This window comes from Roseateles sp. T103, from assembly GCF_057219915.1.
The window spans coordinates 218,914-238,597 of record NZ_JBXVVS010000004.1 but is presented as its reverse complement, the minus strand read 5'-3'; the positions used below and the strand labels follow the sequence as shown (position 1 = coordinate 238,597).

Annotated in this window: 21 protein-coding genes; 16 read left to right on the top strand and 5 right to left on the bottom strand. The window is 68.1% G+C overall.

What is annotated here, in order from left to right:
- Window positions 1-264: 264 nt before the first annotated feature.
- Window positions 265-1,719, bottom strand: a complete 1,455-nt coding sequence (locus AC2EBS_RS13600; protein ID WP_484728956.1) for a cryptochrome/photolyase family protein — start codon at window positions 1,717-1,719, stop codon at window positions 265-267.
- Window positions 1,720-1,752: 33 nt separating this feature from the next.
- On the opposite strand from AC2EBS_RS13600, the gene AC2EBS_RS13595 reads away from it, so the two are divergent.
- The 6 genes from AC2EBS_RS13595 to AC2EBS_RS13570 are packed head-to-tail and all read left to right on the top strand — an operon-like array spanning window position 1,753 to window position 6,311.
- A complete protein-coding gene (locus AC2EBS_RS13595; protein WP_484728955.1) occupies window positions 1,753-2,331 on the top strand; it encodes a YqgE/AlgH family protein in 579 nt (192 codons plus the stop codon).
- On the top strand, window positions 2,328-2,759 hold the full coding sequence (gene ruvX / locus AC2EBS_RS13590; RefSeq protein WP_484728954.1) for a Holliday junction resolvase RuvX: 432 nt from the start codon (window positions 2,328-2,330) through the stop codon (window positions 2,757-2,759). Before AC2EBS_RS13595 ends, ruvX begins: the two co-directional genes overlap by 4 nt.
- 21 nt (window positions 2,760-2,780) lie before the next feature.
- Entirely contained in the window at window positions 2,781-3,281 is a 501-nt protein-coding gene (gene pyrR / locus AC2EBS_RS13585) for a bifunctional pyr operon transcriptional regulator/uracil phosphoribosyltransferase PyrR (RefSeq protein WP_484728953.1), read from the top strand.
- The gene (locus AC2EBS_RS13580; RefSeq protein ID WP_484729144.1) at window positions 3,278-4,249 is read left to right on the top strand and encodes an aspartate carbamoyltransferase catalytic subunit; all 972 of its coding nucleotides are present in this window, start codon (window positions 3,278-3,280) and stop codon (window positions 4,247-4,249) included. Before pyrR ends, AC2EBS_RS13580 begins: the two co-directional genes overlap by 4 nt.
- Window positions 4,246-5,559: a dihydroorotase gene (locus AC2EBS_RS13575; RefSeq protein ID WP_484728952.1), complete on the top strand. Its 1,314-nt coding sequence runs from the start codon at window positions 4,246-4,248 to the stop codon at window positions 5,557-5,559. Before AC2EBS_RS13580 ends, AC2EBS_RS13575 begins: the two co-directional genes overlap by 4 nt.
- Window positions 5,560-5,567: 8 nt before the next feature.
- Window positions 5,568-6,311, top strand: coding sequence for a lysophospholipid acyltransferase family protein (locus AC2EBS_RS13570; protein WP_484728951.1), 744 nt, complete (start codon window positions 5,568-5,570; stop codon window positions 6,309-6,311).
- A gap of 58 nt (window positions 6,312-6,369) precedes the next feature.
- On the opposite strand, the gene AC2EBS_RS13565 is transcribed toward AC2EBS_RS13570, so the two are convergent.
- A complete protein-coding gene (locus AC2EBS_RS13565) occupies window positions 6,370-7,371 on the bottom strand; it encodes a hypothetical protein (protein WP_484728950.1) in 1,002 nt (333 codons plus the stop codon).
- 334 nt (window positions 7,372-7,705) lie between these two features.
- On the opposite strand from AC2EBS_RS13565, the gene AC2EBS_RS13560 reads away from it, so the two are divergent.
- Both AC2EBS_RS13560 and AC2EBS_RS13555 read left to right on the top strand, forming a co-directional pair.
- On the top strand, window positions 7,706-9,301 hold the full coding sequence (locus tag AC2EBS_RS13560) for a thymidine phosphorylase family protein (RefSeq protein ID WP_484728949.1): 1,596 nt from the start codon (window positions 7,706-7,708) through the stop codon (window positions 9,299-9,301).
- 56 nt (window positions 9,302-9,357) lie between these two features.
- On the top strand, window positions 9,358-10,269 hold the full coding sequence (locus tag AC2EBS_RS13555) for a ribose-phosphate diphosphokinase (protein WP_484728948.1): 912 nt from the start codon (window positions 9,358-9,360) through the stop codon (window positions 10,267-10,269).
- 6 nt (window positions 10,270-10,275) lie between these two features.
- Here AC2EBS_RS13555 and otnI read toward each other — a convergent pair whose 3' ends face one another.
- Both otnI and AC2EBS_RS13545 read right to left on the bottom strand, forming a co-directional pair.
- A complete protein-coding gene (gene otnI, locus AC2EBS_RS13550; RefSeq protein ID WP_484728947.1) occupies window positions 10,276-11,076 on the bottom strand; it encodes a 2-oxo-tetronate isomerase in 801 nt (266 codons plus the stop codon).
- 7 nt (window positions 11,077-11,083) lie between these two features.
- A complete protein-coding gene (locus AC2EBS_RS13545) occupies window positions 11,084-11,743 on the bottom strand; it encodes a DUF4254 domain-containing protein (RefSeq protein ID WP_484728946.1) in 660 nt (219 codons plus the stop codon).
- 93 nt (window positions 11,744-11,836) lie between these two features.
- On the opposite strand from AC2EBS_RS13545, the gene AC2EBS_RS13540 reads away from it, so the two are divergent.
- Entirely contained in the window at window positions 11,837-12,853 is a 1,017-nt protein-coding gene (locus AC2EBS_RS13540; RefSeq protein WP_484728945.1) for a glycosyltransferase family 9 protein, read from the top strand.
- Window positions 12,854-12,904: 51 nt separating this feature from the next.
- On the opposite strand, the gene gpmA is transcribed toward AC2EBS_RS13540, so the two are convergent.
- Window positions 12,905-13,654, bottom strand: a complete 750-nt coding sequence (gpmA, locus tag AC2EBS_RS13535; RefSeq protein WP_484728944.1) for a 2,3-diphosphoglycerate-dependent phosphoglycerate mutase — start codon at window positions 13,652-13,654, stop codon at window positions 12,905-12,907.
- Window positions 13,655-13,880: 226 nt separating this feature from the next.
- Here gpmA and AC2EBS_RS13530 point away from each other — a divergent pair, with 226 nt between their 5' ends.
- From AC2EBS_RS13530 to AC2EBS_RS13500, 7 genes are all read left to right on the top strand, one after another.
- Window positions 13,881-15,095 carry a porin gene (locus AC2EBS_RS13530; protein WP_484728943.1) on the top strand — a complete coding sequence of 405 codons (1,215 nt, stop codon included), beginning with the start codon at window positions 13,881-13,883 and terminating at the stop codon, window positions 15,093-15,095.
- 17 nt (window positions 15,096-15,112) lie between these two features.
- Window positions 15,113-15,553, top strand: a complete 441-nt coding sequence (locus tag AC2EBS_RS13525) for a type 2 periplasmic-binding domain-containing protein (RefSeq protein WP_484728942.1) — start codon at window positions 15,113-15,115, stop codon at window positions 15,551-15,553.
- 85 nt (window positions 15,554-15,638) lie between these two features.
- On the top strand, window positions 15,639-17,153 hold the full coding sequence (locus tag AC2EBS_RS13520; RefSeq protein ID WP_484728941.1) for a methyl-accepting chemotaxis protein: 1,515 nt from the start codon (window positions 15,639-15,641) through the stop codon (window positions 17,151-17,153).
- A gap of 101 nt (window positions 17,154-17,254) precedes the next feature.
- Complete coding sequence (locus AC2EBS_RS13515) at window positions 17,255-17,665, top strand: rhodanese-like domain-containing protein (protein ID WP_484728940.1); 411 nt, start codon at window positions 17,255-17,257, stop codon at window positions 17,663-17,665.
- Between the two features lie 41 nt (window positions 17,666-17,706).
- Window positions 17,707-17,967, top strand: a complete 261-nt coding sequence (grxC, locus tag AC2EBS_RS13510; protein WP_484728939.1) for a glutaredoxin 3 — start codon at window positions 17,707-17,709, stop codon at window positions 17,965-17,967.
- A gap of 87 nt (window positions 17,968-18,054) precedes the next feature.
- Window positions 18,055-18,510: a protein-export chaperone SecB gene (gene secB, locus AC2EBS_RS13505; protein WP_484728938.1), complete on the top strand. Its 456-nt coding sequence runs from the start codon at window positions 18,055-18,057 to the stop codon at window positions 18,508-18,510.
- Window positions 18,511-18,631: 121 nt separating this feature from the next.
- Window positions 18,632-19,648 carry an NAD(P)H-dependent glycerol-3-phosphate dehydrogenase gene (locus AC2EBS_RS13500; RefSeq protein ID WP_484728937.1) on the top strand — a complete coding sequence of 339 codons (1,017 nt, stop codon included), beginning with the start codon at window positions 18,632-18,634 and terminating at the stop codon, window positions 19,646-19,648.
- Window positions 19,649-19,684: the final 36 nt, after the last annotated feature.

Sequence of the window (19,684 nt, the reverse complement as noted above, 5' to 3'; positions counted from 1 at the left end):
ACGGGCCGGGGCGATTTGCTCCATGTCCCCCGGGGCCACTTCGTAGCCCCTCCTCCTTTACTTACGCAAATCGCCCCGGCCCATCACTGCCTGCACCACGGTGGCATGCGACCAGTGGCATGCCACTCCTGCCTCGGGGAGCGATGTGGTGGGCTTACTTTGCGGAAGTAAAGGAGGAGCCGCCCATTGGGCGGCGGGGGACATGAAGCAAAGCAAGCCCGCCGCAGCGCTCCTCGCGCCACGCGCAGCAAGCCACAAACAAACTCAACCCGCGGCCGCCGCCGCCTTCACCACTGCATAGCGCGCCAGCGTGCGCTCGCGCGCCAGCGCATGCGAGACGATGGGTAGCGGGTAGTCGTGACCGAGGTCCACGCCCGCAGCCGCGAGCACGCTGGCATCCGCCTCCCACGGCGCATGGATGGACTTGGCATCAAGCTTGGCCAGTTGCGGCAGATAGCGCCGGATGAAGCGCCCGTCGGGATCGAACTTCCGGCTCTGCGTCATCGGATTGAAGATGCGGAAATAGGGCTGCGCATCGCAGCCGCTGGACGCGGCCCACTGCCAGCCGCCGTTGTTGGCGGCCAGATCGAAGTCCAGCAGTTGCTCGGCAAAGTAGCGCTCGCCCCAGCGCCAGTCGACGCCCAGGTCCTTGATCAGGAAGCTGGCGGTGACCATGCGCAGGCGGTTGTGCATATAGCCGGTGCTGTTGAGCTGCAGCATCGCCGCATCCACCAGCGGATAGCCGGTACGGCCCTCGCACCAGGCGGCGAACAGCGCCTGCGCGTGCTCGCCATGCTCCCAGAGGATGTTGTCGTACTCGGGCTTGAAGGCTGCGCCCATCGCGTGCGGAAAATGGTGCATCAGCTGGTGATAGAAATCGCGCCAGATCAGCTCGGACAGCCAGACCTCGGCGCCGCGGTCGCCGGCCTGCATGCGCTGCCAGGCCTCGCGCGCCAGGCGGCGGATCGACAGCGTGCCGAAGCGCAGCTGCACGCTCAGGTAGCTGGGGCCCTTCAGCGCCGGGAAGTCGCGCGTGTCGGCATAGCGGTCCATGCGATCGAGGAAATCGTCCAGCATCGCCTCGGCCTGGTCGGCCTGCAGATGCGCGTCCAGCGCCATAGGCTCGAAGCCGATCTCGGCCAGCGAGGGCACGCCGCGCGCGAACTCGTGGATGGACAAGGTGTGCGGCGCATGGCGGCGCACCGGATAGGCCTTCAGGTAGAAGGGCTCGACCTTCTTCAGCCACAGGTTCTTGTAGGGCGTGAAGACCACGAAGGGCTTGCCGGCGCCGGTGAGCAGTTCGCTGCGCTCGAAGACCACATGGTCCTTGTAGCTGTGCCAGCGGCAGCCGAAGGCGGCGAGCTGGCGCTGCACCTCGGCGTCGCGGGCCAGCGCCGCGGGCTCGTCGTCGTGGTTGGCGAACACCGCATCGGCGCCCAGCTCGGCGGCCAGCAGCGGCACCAGCTCACGGGCACGGCCATAGCGCACGATCAGCGCACCGCCCAGGGCACGCAGCTGCTCGTCGAGCCGGTGCAGGGCCTGCAGGATGAAGACGACGCGGCGGTCGCGGCGCGGCAGCTCGTCGAGGATCTCGCTGTCGAAGATGAAGACGCAGTGCACGCGGCTCGCGGCCTTGAGCGCGTGGTACAGGGCGGCGTGGTCGTCCACGCGCAGGTCGCGGCGGAACCAGACCAGGGCCTCGCGGTAGGGCTTGTTCATGGCTGCAGTTTCGCCGACGAATAAAATGCCGGCATGCCCAAGCACCAGATGGCCCTGTCCAACCAGTTCCTCATCGCCATGCCCGGCATGGCGGACGACGCGTTTGCCGGTGCCGTCGTCTATATGTGCGAGCACAACGACAAGGGCGCGCTGGGCCTGGTGATCAACAAGCCGATCTCGCTGACGCTGGGCAATCTGTTCGAGAAGGTCGACCTGGACCTGCCCGACGAGGCGATGGCTGCGCGGCCGGTGTTCTACGGCGGCCCGGTGCAGACCGAGCGCGGTTTCGTGCTGCACGAGCCGCTGGACGAAGAGGGCCAGCACTACAACGCCACGCTGGCCGTGCCTGGCGGGCTGGAGATGACCACCAGCCGCGACGTGCTTGAGGCGCTGTCGCACGGCGCCGGCCCGAAGAAGGTGCTGGTCACGCTGGGCTACAGCGGCTGGGCCGCCGGCCAGCTGGAGGAAGAGATCGGCCGCAACGGCTGGCTCACCGTCGAGGCCGAGCCGGGCATCATCTTCGACACCCCGGTCGAGCAGCGCTACGAGAAGGCGCTGGGCCTGCTGGGCATAGACCCGCGCATGCTCAGCCAGGACGCCGGCCACGCATGAGCCCGCTCCACGCTCCAGCCCCGGCAGCGCAAGCCTCTTCTCTTCAATCCTTTCTTGCTTTCGACTTCGGCACCCGCCGCGTCGGCGTGGCCACCGGCAGCCGCTTCAGCGGCCGGGCCGAGCCGCTGAAGAGCATCACGGTGGAGGGCGAGGCGCGCTTTGCCGCGATCGAGAAGCTGATCCGCGAATGGCAGCCCGAGGCGCTGGTGATCGGGATTCCCTTCCACCCGGACGGCGCCGAACATGAGGTGACGCAGCGCGCGCGCCGCTTCGGCCGCCAGCTGAAAGGACGCTTCCGCCTGCCGGTCTTCGAGGTCGACGAACGCTACACCAGTGTCGAGGCCGAAAGCCAGGGCGCGCGCGATGTCGATGCCGCGGCGGCGGCGCTGATTCTTGAACAGTTCCTGCGCGAGAGCGCGGGCCACTGACTGCAGAAGGACACAAGAACGATGAGCACACTTCTCCTCGATGCCGAGGCGCTCTATGCCGATCTGCTCAAGGGCGTGCAGCGCCTGCTGGGCAAGGACACCGTGCTGGTGGGCATCTGGTCGGGCGGCGCCTGGCTGGTCGAGCGCCTGCAGCGCGACCTCGGCCTGGCCGGCGAGCCCGGCGTGATCTCCAGCTCGCTGCACCGCGACGACTTCGGTTCCAAGGGCATGAGCGCCAGCGCCGACCACACGCGGCTGCCCTTCGAGGTCGAGGGCCGGCACATCCTGCTCGTCGACGACGTGCTCTACACCGGCCGCACCACGCGCGCGGTGATCAACGAGCTGTTCGACTTCGGCCGCCCGGCCAGCGTGCAGCTGGCGGTGCTGGTGGACCGCGGCGGACGCGAGCTGCCGATCGAGCCGGCCTTCTCGGCCGCGCGGGTGACGCTGGCGCCCGCGCAGCGGCTGCGGCTGGCCAAGGACGAGAGCGGCCGTTTCTCCTTCGACGTGAAAGGGGACTGAACAAAATGCTGAGTAAACGAAATCCCCAACTGAACAAGCATGGCGAGCTGATCCATCTGCTCTCCATCGAAGGCCTGCCGCAGGCGGTGATCCACCAGATCCTCGACACCGCGGGCACCTTCCTCTCGGTCAACGACCGCGAGGTGAAGAAGGTGCCGCTGCTGCGGGGGAAAAGCGTGTTCAACCTGTTCTTCGAGAACAGCACGCGCACGCGCACTACCTTCGAGATCGCCGCCAAGCGGCTGTCGGCCGACGTGCTGAACCTGGACATCGCGCGCAGCTCCACCGCCAAGGGCGAGACGCTGCTGGACACGGTGGCCAACCTCAGCGCGATGCATGCCGACATGTTCGTCGTGCGGCACAGCGAGAGCGGCGCGCCCTACCTGATCGCGCAGCACTGCGCGCCGCATGTGCATGTGGTCAACGCCGGCGACGGCCGCCATGCGCATCCGACGCAGGGCCTCTTGGACATGTACACGATCCGCCACTACAAGAAGGACTTCACCAACCTGACCGTGGCCATCGTCGGCGACATCGTGCACTCGCGCGTGGCGCGCTCCGACATCCACGCGCTGAACATCCTCGGCGTGCCGGAGATCCGCGCGGTCGGCCCCAAGACCCTGGTGCCGGGTGACCTGAAGGACATGGGTGTGCGCGTCTGCCACAGCATGGAAGAAGGCATCAAGGACGCCGACGTGATCATCATGCTGCGCCTGCAGAACGAGCGCATGAGCGGCGCGATGCTGCCCAGCGCCGGCGAGTTCTTCAAGAACTTCGGTCTGACCGCCGAGAAGCTGCGGCTGGCCAAGCCCGATGCCATCGTGATGCACCCGGGCCCGATCAACCGCGGCGTGGAGATCGACTCCGCCGTGGCCGACGGCAAGCAGAGCGTGATCCTGCCGCAAGTGACCTTCGGGATCGCGGTTCGCATGGCGGTGATGTCCATCCTCGCTGGAAACGAAGCATGAAGATCCTCATCAAGAACGGACGTTTGGTCGACCCGGCATCGGGCCTGGACCGCATCGGCGATGTGGCCATCGCGGCGGGCCGCATCGTCGGCCTGGGCGAGGTGGCGGCGGACTTCGACGCCAACCGCGTCATCGATGCCAGCGGCCTCGTCGTGGCACCGGGTCTGGTCGACCTGGCGGCGCGCCTGCGCGAGCCGGGGCTGGAGCAGCGCGGCATGCTGGAGAGCGAGCTCGCCGCCGCCGCGGCCGGCGGCGTGACCAGTCTGGTCTGCCCGCCCGACACCGACCCCGCGCTGGACGAGCCGGGCCTGGTGGAGATGCTGAAGTTCCGCGCCCGCAAGCTCAGCCGCTGCCGCCTCTTCCCGCTGGGCGCGCTGACCCGCGGGCTGGACGGCGAGGTGCTGACCGAGATGGCCGAGCTGACCGAGGCCGGCTGCGTGGGCTTCGGCCAGGCCGAGCGGCCGATCCGCAACACGCAGTTCCTCACCCGCGCCTTCCAGTACGCCGCTACCTACGATTACACCGTGTGGCTGCGCCCGATGGATCCCTGGCTGTCCGGCGGCGTGGCCGCCAGCGGCGCGGTGGCCACGCGCCTGGGCCTGGCCGGCGTGCCGGTGACCGCCGAGACGATCGCGCTGCACACCATCTTCGAGCTGGTGCGCAGCATCGGCACGCGCGTGCACCTGTGCCGCATCTCCAGCGCCGCCGGCGTGGCGCTGCTGCGCCAGGCCAAGGCCGAGGGGCTGCCGATCACGGCCGATGTGTCGATCAACTCGCTGCACCTGACCGATGTGGACATCGGCTACTTCAACTCGGCGATGCGCCTGGACCCGCCGCTGCGCCAGGGCCGCGACCGCGATGCGCTGCGCGCCGCGCTGGCCGATGGCACGCTGGACGCGCTGGTCTCCGACCACATGCCGGTGGACGAGGACGAAAAGAACCTGCCCTTCGCCGAGGCCACGCCCGGCGCCACAGGGCTGGAGCTGCTGCTCAGCCTGGCACTGCGCTGGGCCGAGGACGGCAAGCTGCCGCTGGCCAAGGCGCTGGACGTGGTCACCGCCGCGCCGGTGCGCGTGCTGGGCACGGCGATCGGCTCGCTGGCCGCCAGCGCCGGCCGCCTGGTCGACGGCGGTGTGGCCGACGTCTGCGTGTTCGATGAGAAGGCGCGCTGGAGCGTCACGCCGGATCAGCTGCTCAGCCAGGGCAAGCACACGCCCTTTGCGGCCGACCTGACTGGCTTCGAGCTGCCAGGCCGCGTGCGCTACACGCTGGTGGCGGGTACGCTGGCCTACGACGCGAGCAATCGCTGAGCCGGTCGATGCGCAGTCTGATCGCCATCTGGCGCCTGACGCGCCTGCTGCTGCATGTGCTGCACGGCATTCTGGTGATGCGCCTGGAGTTCGGCCGGCTCGATGCCGCTGGCCGCCACGCGCGCATCGCCTGGTGGTCGCGCAAGATGCTGGCAGTGCTGGGTGTGCGTGTCGACTCGCGCGGCCGGGGCCGGCCCGGTGCCAAGCTGGTGGTGGCCAACCATGTCTCGTGGCTGGACATCGGCGCGATCCACGCGGTGCTGCCCGAGGCGCGCTTCGTCTCCAAGGCCGACGTCAAGCACTGGCCCTTGGTCGGCGCGATGGTCGCCGGTGCGGGCACGCTGTTCATCGAACGCGCCAGCAAGCGCGACGCGTTGCGCGTGGTGCACCAGAGCGCCGAGGCGCTGCAGGCCGGCGACACGGTGGCGGTGTTCCCCGAGGGCACCACCGGCGCCGGCCCCGAGCTGCTGCCCTTCCACGCCAATCTGCTGCAGGCGGCGATCTCCACCGAGGTGCCGATCCAGCCGGTGGCGCTGCGCTGGCACGAGCCCGGCGAGCGTTTCAGCAGCTCGGCCCGCTTCATCGGCGAGACCACGCTGCTGCAAAGCGTCTGGGCCATCGTCACCGCGCGCGGCCTGGCGGTGGACGTGCAGATCCTGCCCGCAGAGCAGACCGCTCATGCCGACCGCCGCGCGATGGCCGAGCACATGCGGGAGCAGATCACGGCGGCGCTGGCTGGCGACGCACGCTAGCGGCGCCGGGCGGCGTCGACGTGGCTGCAGCCCCTTGCCTGGGGCTCCTGGCTACGTCTCAGGGTTTCTCGGCGCTGCCGCTGAGCTTGGCGACGAGTGCGTTGATCTGCAGCCAGCGCTGCCGCAGATCCTCATCGCTCAAGGCGGAAGTCCAGCCCTTGAGGATGCGCTCCAATTTGGGGTCCTTGGACGCCAGGGTCAGCAGGGCGTCATCGACCACGCCGGTGCCACGCGGTCGCGCCCAGTCTGCACGCTGTTCCAGCGGGCCGAACATGCGCTGTGCCGGGTAGTCAGCCAGCGACTGCACGCAAGCGCCATAGACACTCTGCGGATAGAGGCAGGCGACATCCAGCAAGGCTTCTTGCTCGCATCGGCCCGCGCGCTGACAGGCCTGGATTTCGATCGCATAGTGCAGCATGGTGGCGTCGCTGGCCTGGATGAACCTGTGGTCGGTCGGAAGGCCGTAGGCATCCAGCAGGGTGGCATCCGTCAGCAGCATGGGCCTGAGACTGCGGAGCAACTCGATCGAACCAGTGCCGCGCACGAAGTCGAGTAGATCGCGACGCGCCTGCGGGCTGGCTTTCTCAAGGGCGTCCGGACGGTTCATCAGTTCGATGAGCAGTGCTGCCAAGGTCGGCAGCACCGAGTCATCTCGGACGCTGAAAGCCTGGCTGCGCACGGTTTCGTAGCCTTCGCAGCTCTGCTCGAAGGCCTGCATCGCCTTGGCGCGGTTCGCGTCCGGTTTGGCGAGTCTGTCGGGCTCCAGACGTAGCGCGTGCCACAACGGGCTCAGTTGGAGGCATCTCCAGGCCATGCGCTTGGCCGCGACGATGTCGGCCAGCTTGCCGCTGACGGCCGCCTGGTGGGCGACGAGCCGGATCGGCTTGTCGGCAGCGGCGGAGAAGGCTTGGTCCCACGGATTGACCGTCGACGGAGGCTCGAATCGATCGGATGGCAGCGGACTGGCGGGCGCAGGTACTCGCTCAAGCCTGGCTTCGCCCCCAAGCGGGCGGCGTGGATCTGCTGTCGATGGCGGCGCGTCGGCGCTGGGCCTCAGCATCGATCCGAAGAGGCCCAGCGCAGCAGCAGCTACCGCAGTCGCTGCCAGGAGCCATGGCTTGCGCGAGCGCACTTGCATCTGTCGATGTCTTTGGTGTGGCGTCGTGACGGAGACGAGGCAGAAGTCGCGTCGTCGGTTAACGGTTTGATGTAGCGTCCTTTCCGCCCATGGTAGCGCTGCACCGGGGTCAGGCCATCACCCCAATGGGCGGAACTCCGGAGTGTCCGCTCGCGAGGCTTCTGGGCGGCTCGACTGTCTTGGCCTGTGACCTTTGTTGTGCCTTGAGAGTGGTGTGCACGGCCGATCCGGCGCGCGCTGGGCTACAGTGCCGTTCATGAGCGAGAGCAGCAGCAGTACCGGCACCAGCCCCGCGAGGAGCGCCTTGCAGATCCGCCGCGTCGGCATCGACACCTGGCGCGAGAACGTGGTCTATATGCACCGCGACTGCCCGGTGGTGCGCGCGGCAGGCTTCCAGGCGTTGTCCAAGGTCGAGGTCCATGCCAACGGCCAGACCATCCTGGCGGTGCTCAACGTCGTCAGCGACGACAAGATCGTCAAGGCCTGCGAGCTAGGCGTCAGCGAGGACGCGTTCGCGCGTCTGGGCGTCAGCGACGGCCACAGCGCCAGCGTCAGCCATGCCGAGCCGCCGCGCTCGATCGCGGCGCTGCACCGCAAGATCGGCGGCGAGCGCCTGTCCAAGGACGAGATTTATTCGATCATCCGCGACGTCGCCGACGCGCGCTATTCGAAGGTGGAGCTGGCGGCCTTCGTCGTCGCCACCAACCAGTTCGAGCTGGACCGCGAGGAGATCGTGCACCTGACCGAGGCGATGATCTCGGTGGGCCGGCGTCTGGACTGGCAGCAGCAGGTCGGCCACGGCGTGGTGGTGGACAAGCACTGCATCGGCGGCATTCCGGGCAACCGCACCTCGATGCTGGTGGTGCCCATCGTCGCGGCACACGGCATGACCTGCCCGAAGACCAGTTCGCGCGCGATCACCTCGCCTTCGGGCACGGCCGACACCATGGAGGTGCTGGCCCGTGTGGAGCTGCCTTTCGAGCGCATGGTCGAGATCGTGCGCGAGACCCATGCCTGCCTGGCCTGGGGCGGCACGGCCGATCTCTCGCCGGCCGACGACATCCTGATCTCGGTGGAGCGTCCGCTGTCCATCGATTCGCCAGGGCAGATGGTGGCGTCCATCCTCTCGAAGAAGATCGCCGCCGGCTCCACCCATCTGGTGCTGGACATCCCGGTGGGGCCGAGCGCCAAGGTGCGTTCCATCGCCGAAGCGCAGCGGCTGAAGAAACTGTTCGAGTACGCGGCCAAGCACCTGCGCCTGCAGCTGGATGTGGTGCTGTCCGACGGCCGCCAGCCGATAGGCCGCGGCATCGGCCCGGTGCTGGAGGCGCGCGACGTGATGCAGGTGCTGCAGGGCGACCCGGCCGCGCCGCAGGATCTGCGCCAGAAGGCGCTGCGTCTGGCCGGCCGGATGATCGAGTTCGATCCCGACGTGCGCGGCGGCGAGGGCTTCCAGATCGCGCGCGACATCCTCGACTCGGGCCGCGCGCTGGCGCAGATGAACGCGATCATCGATGCGCAGGGCCGCCGCGAAGTGCCGCTGCAGCCCGGTGCGCTGCAGGCCGAGGTCTGCGCCAGGGCCGATGGCGTGGTGATTGCGATGAACAACCAGCGCATCGCGCGCATCGCCCGCCTGGCCGGCGCGCCGCAGGTGCCGTCCGCGGGCCTGGACCTGCTGAAGCGGCTGGGCGACAAGGTGGCCAAGGGCGAGCCGCTCTTTCGCATCCATGCGCAGTACGAGGCCGATTTACGCTTCGCCTTGGCTCACGCCGAGAAGGACAGCGGCTATACGCTGGGCGACGCCGACGAACTGCCGCGCGACTTCGGTAGCAGCACGCCCTTCATGTTCTGAACGGGCGCCACATCCAGCGCTGCGCAGCGATGGCAAGAACAACAAGAGCATCAGCAATGACCGAGCAGAAGACTACGAGTACCGCAGCGATGCTGCTGGCTTTCGAAGACGAGGCGCCGCTGGCCCGCGAGCTGGCCGAGGCGCTGGCGCTGCCGCTGGCCTTCATCACGCGGCACCGCTTTCCTGATGGCGAGCTGCGCCTGGTGCTGCCCAAGCCGCTGCCGCCTGCCGTGCTGCTGCTGCGCGGACTGCAGCAACCCAATGACAAACTGGTCGAGCTGCTGATTGCCGCCCCCGCCGCGCGCGAATACGGCGCCCGGCAGCTGACGCTGGTCGCACCCTATCTGGCCTATATGCGCCAGGACATGGAGTTCACGCCCGGCGAGGCGGTCAGCCAGCGCCATATCGCGCGCCTGCTGGCCCAGCACTTCGACCATGTCCTCACCATCGATCCGCATCTGCATCGCATCGCCAGCCTGGACGAGGTGATGCCGGCGGGGACAGGTCTTGCCCTGTCGGCCGCGCCGGTGCTCGGCGCCTGGATCGCCAGGCATGTGCCCGGCGCGCTGCTGATCGGCCCGGACGAGGAATCGGCGCAGTGGGTCAGCGAGGCGGCGCGTGCCGGTGGCCTGGACCATGCGGTGGGCCGCAAGGTGCGCCATGGCGACCATGAGGTGACGCTGGCGCTGCCGGACGTGGACGTCAAAGGCCGCGCCGTGGTGCTGCTCGACGATATGGCCTCGACCGGCCGCACGCTGATCGGCTCGGCCGCCGAGCTGCTCAGGCGCGGCGCCGCGTCGGTAGACGTGGCGGTGACGCATGCGCTGTTCAACGGCGATGCTCTGCCAGCGCTGAAGGCCGCTGGCGTTCGCCATGTCTGGAGCAGCAATGCCGTGCCGCACGAGAGCAATGCGGTCAGCGTGGTGCCGCTGCTGGCGCGCGCGCTCAGGCCGTTGTTGGTGGCCTGATGCCTGTCAGTCCCTTGCCGACGGCTTGAGCCAAGGCTGCGCCCAGCCCAGCCCGGCCGAGGTGCCCGCGCGCGGCCGGTACTCGCAGCCGACGAAGCCTTGGTAGCCCAGCTCGGCCAGCAGATCCAGCAGGTACTCGACGCGCAGCTCGCCCTGGTCGGGCTCGCCGCGGTCGGGCACGGCCGCCACCTGCACATGGGCCAGCCGTCCGGCGGCGAAGCTCTTCTTCAGGCGCGTGCTCAGGTCGCCTTCGACGATCTGGCAGTGGTAGAGATCCATCTGCAGGCCCAGGTTAGGCGCGCCGACCTCGTCGATGATCTGCAGCGCCTGGTCCTGGTGGGTGAGGAAATAGCCCGGCATGTCGCGGCCGTTGATCGGCTCGATGCTCAGCCTGACGCCCTCGGCGGCAGCCTGCTGTGCAGCCCAGCGCAGGTTGTCCACGTAGCAGGCATGCAGCTCGGCCATCGCACAACCGGCAGGCACGAGGCCGGCCAGCACATGCACCAACGGCTTGCCCAACGCCTGCGCCCAGCGCATCGCCTGCGCGATGCCGGCACGGAACTCGTCGCGCCGCTCGGGCAGGCAGGCCAGGCCGCGGTCGCCGGCCGCCCAGTCGCCCGGCGGCGCATTGAACAGCGCCAGCGTCAGCCCCTGCTCGCGCAACAGCGTGCGCAAGGCGTCGAGTGAGTGCAAGAAGGGAAACAGCAGCTCGACGGCCTTGAAGCCGTCGCGCGCCGCGGCGGCGAAGCGCTGCGCCGGCGGCAGCTCGGTATAGAGCCAGTCGAGATTGGCGGCCAACTTCACCATGGGACGCTTACTGATGCCGTTTGGTGGCCTCGGCGACCAGCGCCGGGTTGAAGCGCGCGTCGTTGTACATCTTGAACTGGCGATAGACCTTGAAGTACGCGCGGCCGGCGGCGGCATCGGCGAGCAGCGCGTCGAAGCAGCCGCCCAGGTCATCGCGCTGCTGCAGCAGCTGGGCCAGCTTGGCGCGGCTGGTCTCGCGATGGCTGTCGTCGACGTCCTGGCGCTCGGTCTGCTTGCGCATCGCATGGATCTTCAGCGCCAGGATGGACAAGCGGTCGGCGATGGTGCCGGCGGTCTCGCTGTTCAGCCTGGCGCCGGCCGGGGCCAGCGAACGCGGCGTGTCGCTGCGCGCCGAGTCTGGATCCACCAGGCCCAGGCGCAGCAGCAGCAGCTCGTCGACGCGCTCGGTGGCGTCGTTGCGCGCCTGGTTGTAGCGGTCGATGGCGCGCTTGTTGGCGGCGATCTCGCTGTCGGCCACCTGGGTGCGGCGCGCCAGGTCTTCCTCGGCCCAGAGCTTGCTGTTGTAGAAGTGGTTGCGCGCGATCCACAGGCGCAGTTCGTCGGCGGCCTGATCCGGCACGGCGGCGAGCCAGTCGGTGCGCGCCAGGGCCTGATCGTGAAGCGTGCTCAGTTCGCTGGAGCGGGGCAGGGCGGGGACGGTGGTCATGGTGGGCGGCTCTAGGTCGTCGGTGGCTGACGGCGTGGGTGGCAGAATCCGGCGCCACTGCAGAAACGAGCTGTTCGCCAGCCAGGGATCGCGATGATAGAGGACCGTCCAGCCGCCAAGACCGTGATCGTGAGGCTGCGCAATTTCGTCGGCGACGTGGTGCTGGGTATTCCGGCCCTGCGTCTGCTCGAACAGCATGGCTACCAGCTGCAGCTGGTCGGCAAGGGCTGGGCGCCGGCGCTGCTGGAGGCCGAGGGCTGGCCGGTGCAGGCGCTGGCGAGGAAGACTTTCGATCGCGTCACGCAGCTGCGCGCTTTGCGCCACGCGGCGCGCGCGCGACAAGCGGCCTTCGATGCGGGCCTGAATGCGCTGGTGCTGCCCTGGTCCTTCGGCTCGGCGCTGGAAATGCGCCTGGCGGGCTTGAGGGCCGTGGGGCACCAGCACGAGGCGCGCGCTTGGCTGCTGGCGCAGAGCCATCCCATGCCTGCGCCTGCGCACGCGCTGCTGCACTACTGGGAGCTGGCCTGCCGCTTCCTGGGCATCGAGCTCGCCATGCCGCCGGCCGAAATCGGCATGAAGGTGAGCGCTGCGCAGCGCGAAGCCGCCGATAGGCTGCTGGCGCAGCATGGCGTCAACGAGCCCTATGTGCTGATCTGCCCCTTCGCCGGCGGCACCTTCGAGGTGATGGAGAAAACCTGGCCGCGCTTTGGCGAGTTCGTCGAGCTGGCGGCGGCGCGCGGGCTGCGCCTCGTCGTCTGCCCGGGGCCGGGCGAGGAAGCTCAGGCAACGCAGCTCTACCCCAAGGCGCTGAGCCTGCCCGGCGTGAAGCTGGGCGTCTATGCCGCACTGCTGCAGCGCGCGGCGCTGGTGGTGAGCAACGACACCGGGCCGGCGCACATCGCTGCCGCGGTGGGCGGCCGGGTGCTCAGCGTGCTGGGACCGACCAAGCCCGAGCTATGGGCGCCCTGGGGCGCGAAGGTGGACGTGATGCGCCAGTACCCCGAGTGGCTGGCGCCGCAGCAGGTGCTTGCGCGTGCCGAGGCGCTGCAGGCTGGCGCGACGCCCAGCGGCGGTGCCTGGCCGTTCTGCTTCCCATCCGCTGCAGGCTGAAACAGCGACGCCCGCACGAGGCGGGCGTCGTTCTCATCGCGGCAGCGCCGCTCAGGCCTTCTTGCTGCCCTGTGCGGCCACGGCGGCAGCAGCCTTGGCGGCGGCCTCGGCGTCGCCCAGGTAGTAGCTCTTGATCGGCTTCAGATCGGCGTCCAGCTCATAGACCAGCGGAATGCCGTTGGGGATGTTCAAACCGACGATCTCCTTGTCGCCGATGCCGTCCAGGTACTTCACCAGCGCGCGGATGCTGTTGCCGTGTGCGGCGATCAGCACGCGCTGCCCGCTCTTGATCGCCGGGGCGATGGTCTCGTTCCAGTAGGGCTGCACGCGCGCGACCGTGTCCTTCAGGCACTCGGTCAGCGGGATCTGTTCGGGCGCAAGCTTGGCGTAGCGCACATCGCCGCGCTCGCTGCGCGGGTCTTCGGCGCTCAGCGCGGGCGGCGGTGTGTCGTAGCTGCGGCGCCAGATCAGCACCTGCTCGTCGCCGTACTGCGCGGCGGTCTCGCCCTTGTCCAGGCCTTGCAGCGCGCCGTAGTGGCGCTCGTTGAGCCGCCAGCTGTTGACCACCGGCAGCCAGGTGCGGTCCATCTGGTCCAGGCAGTGCCACAGCGTCCAGATCGCGCGCTTGAGCACCGAGGTGTAGGCGACATCGAAATCCAGCCCGGCCTCCTTGATCAGGCGGCCGGCCTGCTTGGCCTGCTCGACGCCAGTGGCGGTCAGATCCACATCGGTCCAGCCGGTGAAACGGTTCTCGAGATTCCAGGTGGATTCGCCGTGGCGAACGAGGACGAGCTTGTACATGGGGGATTAGGGTTTCGGTTCTAGGGAAATTTGCGACATCCACGCGATTTTAGGCCGGCGCACTGTGAACTATTTGGGGTACTCATATCCATATCTGCGGTAGAGTTTTTATCAGTCTGTGCGATTCGAAGCATCAATATGTGCGGCAAACGTACCGATATCCCCTGTTGGGGGGTGTCCAAATGGGCGCCCAGACTGTCCGCAACCTGATTCATTCAACAAGACCATGACCAAGATCTCCCTCTTCCGTATGAGCCCGGTGGCTGCGCTGCTCGCTGCCATCGCGATGCCTGCCCAGGCCCAGGGTTCCGACATGTTCACCGTGTCGGGCTTCGCCACTGTCGGCGTCGTCGGCACGAGCACTGATGCCGCGCACTATGTGATGCCCGGCCAGGTTCGTGGCGCGACCAAGGACCTCAGCGGCGAGGTGGACAGCAAGCTGGGTCTGCAGGTCAACGGACGCTTCTCGCCGATGTTCTCTGGCACCGTGCAGCTGCTCAGCAAGCAGAACGGCGAAGGCAGCTTCAAGCCGGGCCTGGAGTGGGCCTTCCTGAAGGCCCAGCTGGCGCAGGGCACCTCGGTGCGCCTGGGTCGTATGGGTGCGCCGTTCTTCGCCGTTTCCGATTTCCGCAACGTGGGCTACGCCAATACCTGGCTGCGCCCGCCGCTCGAGGTGTATGGCCAGGTGCCGTTCAGCCAGTTCGATGGCGCTGACGTCTCCTTCCAGACCGCGCTGGGTGGCGCGACGGTGAACCTGCAGCTCTATGGTGGCCAAGCCAAGGACAGCTACGAGCGCACGGACATCAAGTTCAAGAAGATGGCTGGCTTCAACTCCACCGCCGAGTTCGACGGCATCACGCTGCGCCTGGGCCATGTGGAAGGCAAGGTCACGGTGGAGAGCGCCACGCTGAACCAGCTGGTGACCGGCCTGCGCAGCGTGCCCATGGCCGCTGTGTCCTCGGTGGGCGATCAGCTCTCGGCCGCTGACAAGAAGGCTGCGTTCACCGGCTTTGGCGTCTCGTTCGACCAGGGCAACTTTGTCGGCAGCGTCGAGTACACCATGCGCCGCTGCGAGTGCTACATCGCCGACACCACCGGCTGGTACGCGACGCTGGGTTACCGCGTCGGCAAGTTCACGCCTTACGGCACGGTCTCGCAGCTGAAGGTGGACAGCAGCAACGTGAACAACACTATCCCGGTCGGCGTGAACACCCAGCTGACGACCTTGAAGCTGACTGTCGATGGCCTCGTCGCGACGCAGCATGTCGCGCAAAAGGCAGTGGGCGTGGGCCTGCGTTGGGACCTGATGCGCAACGTCGCCCTGAAGGCTCAGTACGACCGCGTCAAGCCCGACACCATCGGCCTGTTCACCGCGGACCAAGCCGGCTTCGGTGGCAAGAACGTCAACGTGTACAGCCTCGCTGTGGACACCGTGTTCTGAGCATCGGCAGCAGCAATATGAAGAGCAAGCACAACATGAACAAGGTCCGTTTCGCCCTGGCTGCCACCACGCTGGCAGTCTGCAGCTTCGCCCAGGCCCAGGTGGCCGTGATCGTCAACCCGAAGAACGCCAGCGCCAGCCTGACGGCGGCGCAGGTGTCGGACATCTTCCTCGGCAAGAGCAATGCACTGCCTGGCGGTGGCACGGCGCAGCCGAGCGATCTGCCTGAGTCGTCGCCGGTGCGCGAGCAGTTCTACGCCAAGGTCACCGGCAAGAACGCTGCCCAGGTCAAGGCTGGCTGGTCGCGTCTGGTGTTCTCCGGCAAGGCCACGCCGCCCAAGGAACTGGCCAGCGCGGCCGACGTGAAGAAGTTCGTCGCCGCGAACCCTGACGCGATCGGCTACATCGAGAAGTCGGCAGTCGACGGCTCGGTGAAGGTGGTGCTCAGCGTCGACTGAACCAGCGGCGCGGGCGCAGGTCCCGCGCCATGAGCAGGCAGCACGTCGCCCCATGAGGGCGTCGTGCCGTTTCAGGGAGTGATCTATGAATCTCAAGACCCGGATCTGGCTGCTTCCGGTGTTCGCCGCGCTGATCTTCGCGATCGGCATTGCGGTGGTCGGGGCCTTCTCGGCGCGCACCTCCTCGGCCATCGAGGCCGTCGGTGCGAAGGACTACCCGTATCTGGATGCCACCACGCAGTTCGCCAACCAACTGGAAGCCCTGGGTTCGACCATCCAGAGCGCGGTGGCTGAGGGCGAGAACAAGCGACTGGACGAGGCCAAGGAACGCGCGGCCGCCATGCGCAAGCTGCTGGACAGCATTGCCGCCCTCGATGGCCAGGCGGAGCGTGCCGCCAAGCTGAAGAAGGCCTTCGAGGCCTATTTCTCCGCCTCGGTGGAGACTGCCGAGCTGTTCCTCGGCATCAAGCAGGGTGATCAGGCAGGCGCGATTCCGAAGATGCAGGCTGCGCAGAAGGCGCTGGAAGCCGAGGTCAAGACCGCGCGCGAGGAAGCCAGCAGTGGCTTTGCCGCCGGGCTGGACGCCGCGAAGACCGGCGTTTCGCGCAGCCTGGTGGTTATTTTGCTGAGCGGTCTGCTGGTGGTGCTGGCGCTTGGCGTGGGCTCCTGGCTGGTGATCGGCAGCATCTGGCGTCAGCTGGGCGGCGAGCCGGAGTACGCGCGCGACGTGATGCATCGCATGGCCGCGGGCGACCTGTCGCAGAGCATCAGCGTGGCGCCGGGCGCCGAGCAGAGCCTGCTGGCCGCGGTGCGCGACATGTCGCGCGGCCTGGCATCGATTGTCAGCAATGTGCGCAGCGGCACCGATTCGATCGGCGTGGCCTCGCGCGAGATCGCCGCCGGCAACCACGATCTGTCGGTGCGGACCGAGAAGCAGGCCTCGTCACTGGAGCAGACGTCGAGCAATATGCAGACGCTGACCGATACCGTACGCCAGAGCGCCGAGGCGGCCGCTCAGGCCAACCAGCTGGCCGGCTCGGCCGCTGCAGTGGCTCAGAAGGGTGGCGAGGTGGTCGGGCAGGTCGTTGCGACGATGGACGAGATCAATGCCAGCTCGAAGAAGATCAGCGACATCATCGGCGTGATCGATGGCATCGCCTTCCAGACCAATATCCTGGCCTTGAACGCCGCTGTCGAAGCGGCACGTGCCGGCGAGCAGGGGCGCGGCTTCGCGGTGGTGGCCGGCGAGGTGCGCTCGCTGGCCCAGCGCAGCGCCGAGGCGGCGCGCGAGATCAAGGGCCTGATCGGCACTAGCGTGGACAAGGTCGAGGCGGGCAGCCGTCTGGTGCTGGACGCCGGCAGCACGATGAGCGAGATCGTCGCCAGCGTGCAGCGGGTGACCGACATCATCGGTGAGATCACCGCCGCGGCGACCGAGCAAAGCCAGGGCATCGGACAGGTCAACCAGTCGGTGGTGCAACTCGACCAGATGACGCAGCAGAATGCCGCACTGGTCGAGCAGGCCGCGGCGGCGGCGTCCAGCCTGGAGCAGCAGGCGGAGGCCTTGCAGGCAGCGGTCTCGACCTTCAAGCTGGGCTGAGCGCTGCGGCCGGTGCAGGTGCAAGCCGGCACTGGTCGGCAGGGACAAGGGCGCGTTTCTATAATCGCGCCCTTATTCATTTTTGCCGATCGGATCGAAGCGTGGACTTCCTGCTGAACAACTGGGTCTTGGTGCTGGCAGCGCTGACCTCTGGCATCCTGCTGCTCTGGCCGACGATCTCTGGCGGTGCCGGAGCCGCGGTATCGCCGACCCAAGCGGTGCAACTGATCAACCGCGAGAAGGCGGTGGTGATCGATGTGTGCGAGAGCGCTGAATTCGCCGCCGGCCACGTGACCGGCGCGCGCAACGTGCCGCTCTCCACGCTGTCCGCGGACAGCAAGCAACTGCCGAGCAACAAGGCCTTGCCGGTGCTGGTGCTTTGCCAGTCGGGCATGCGCGCCACGCGCGCCGCTGGCATGCTGCGCAAGATGGGCTATGAGAAGGCATTGCCGGTGTCCGGCGGCCTGAAGGCCTGGCGCGAAGCCGGCCTGCCTGTCGACAAGGGTGCCTGATCGGCTCCGAGTCGTTTGTCCTGCTGCCCGGAGTGCTGGCGATGAATCCCGTGAAGATGTACACCACCCAGGTCTGCCCTTACTGCGTGCGCGCCAAGGCGTTGCTGAAGCAGCGGGGCGTGGAACAGATCGATGAGATCCGCATCGATCTGGACCCGGCCGCGCGCGAGACCATGATGGCGCAGACCGGCCGTCGTACCGTGCCGCAGATCTTCATCGGCGACACGCATGTGGGCGGTTGCGACGACCTCTATGCGCTGGACCAGCGCGGCGGCCTGCTGCCCTTGCTTCAAGGGGCCTGAGGCCTGCGGCCCTGCGGCGGCGCTGGGTGATAATCCCGCCGCTTCCCGCCGCGCCTGACGGTGGGTGAACCGTCAACGAAAGCCACCATGTCCGAAGAGAACAACACCCCCGTGTTCCAGATCCAGCGCATCTATCTGAAGGATCTGTCGCTGGAGCAGCCGAACTCGCCGCAGATCCTGCTGGAGCAGGCGCAGCCGCAGGTCGACATCAATCTGGCCCTGTCCGCCGAGCCGGTGGCCGAAGGCGTCTACGAGGTCTGCGTCACCGCGACCGTGACCACCAAGGTGGCCGACAAGACGATGTTCCTCATCGAGGCCAAGCAGGCCGGCATCTTCGAGATCCGCAACATCCCGGCTGATCAGACCGAAGGCATCATCGGCGTGGTCTGCCCGCAGATGATCTATCCCTATCTGCGCGCGATCGTTTCCGATGTCTGCACGCGTGCCGGCTTCCCGCCGGTGCTGCTGACCGAGGTGAATTTCCAGGCCATGTTCGAGGCCCAGCAGGCCCAGCGCCTGCAGCAGCAGGGCGCAGCCAACTAAGGCGACGGCGCGCCGCAAGCGCAACGATGGCGACGCGCCCCAGGCTGCACGGCACGCAGCGGGGCGCGTTTGCTTTTGGGGCCGCCGTCTGGACTGCGGCGGCACCGAGGAAGACGAGGCAATGAAGATCAGCGTTCTGGGAGCCGGTGCCTGGGGCACGGCACTGGCCGTGCAGGCGGCGCCGCGGCATGAGGTGCTGCTGTGGGCGCGCGATGCCGCCGCCTGCGCGGAGATGGCTGCCAGCCGGCGCAATGCGCGCTACCTGCCCGAGGCGGTGCTGCCTGCGGAGCTGCAGTTCAGCCACGATCTGGCTGCGGCGATCGCGCACGGCCGCGATGGGCTGATCATCATCGCCACGCCTATGGCAGGCCTGCGCCAGATGCTGGCGCAGCTCCCGGACGGTGCGCGGGTGCTGTGGCTGTGCAAGGGCTTCGAGGCCGGCAGCGGGCTGCTCGGCCACGAGATCGCGCGTGCGGTGCAGCCGCGGCTGCGCGTGGGCATCCTCTCCGGCCCCAGCTTCGCGCAGGAGGTCGCTGCAGGCCAGCCGACCGCGCTGGTCGCGGCCAGCGAAGATGCGGACCTCGCGCAGCAGGCGGTGAGCGCCTTCCATGCCGAGCGGCTGCGCGTCTACACCTCCAACGATCCCGTCGGCGTCGAGGTCGGCGGTGCGGTGAAGAACGTGCTTGCCATCGCGGTGGGCATTGCCGACGGGCTGCGCCTGGCGGCTGAGAAGCGCGGCGATGTCAGCCAGGCGCCGGGCCTGAACGCGCGGGCCGCGCTGATCACGCGCGGGCTGGCCGAGATGCTGCGCCTGGGTCTGGCGCTGGGCGCGAAGACCGAAACCTTTATCGGGCTGTCCGGCGTCGGCGACTTGGTGCTGACCGCCACCGGCGACCTGTCGCGCAACCGCCGCGTCGGCCTGCTGCTGGCCGAGGGGCGCGCGCTGCCGCAGATCCTGCACGACCTGGGCCATGTGGCCGAGGGCGTGTACAGCGCCCCGACGGTGCTGGCGCGAGCGCGCGAGCGCGGCGTGGAGATGCCCATCACCGAAGCCGTCGTGGCCGTGCTCGAGGGGCGCCTGAGCCCCTTCGCTGCGGTCGAGCTGCTGATGGGACGGCAGGCTCGCCCCGAGCACTGAACGTCATCCAATCGTTAGCAAGGAGCACGCCGTGAC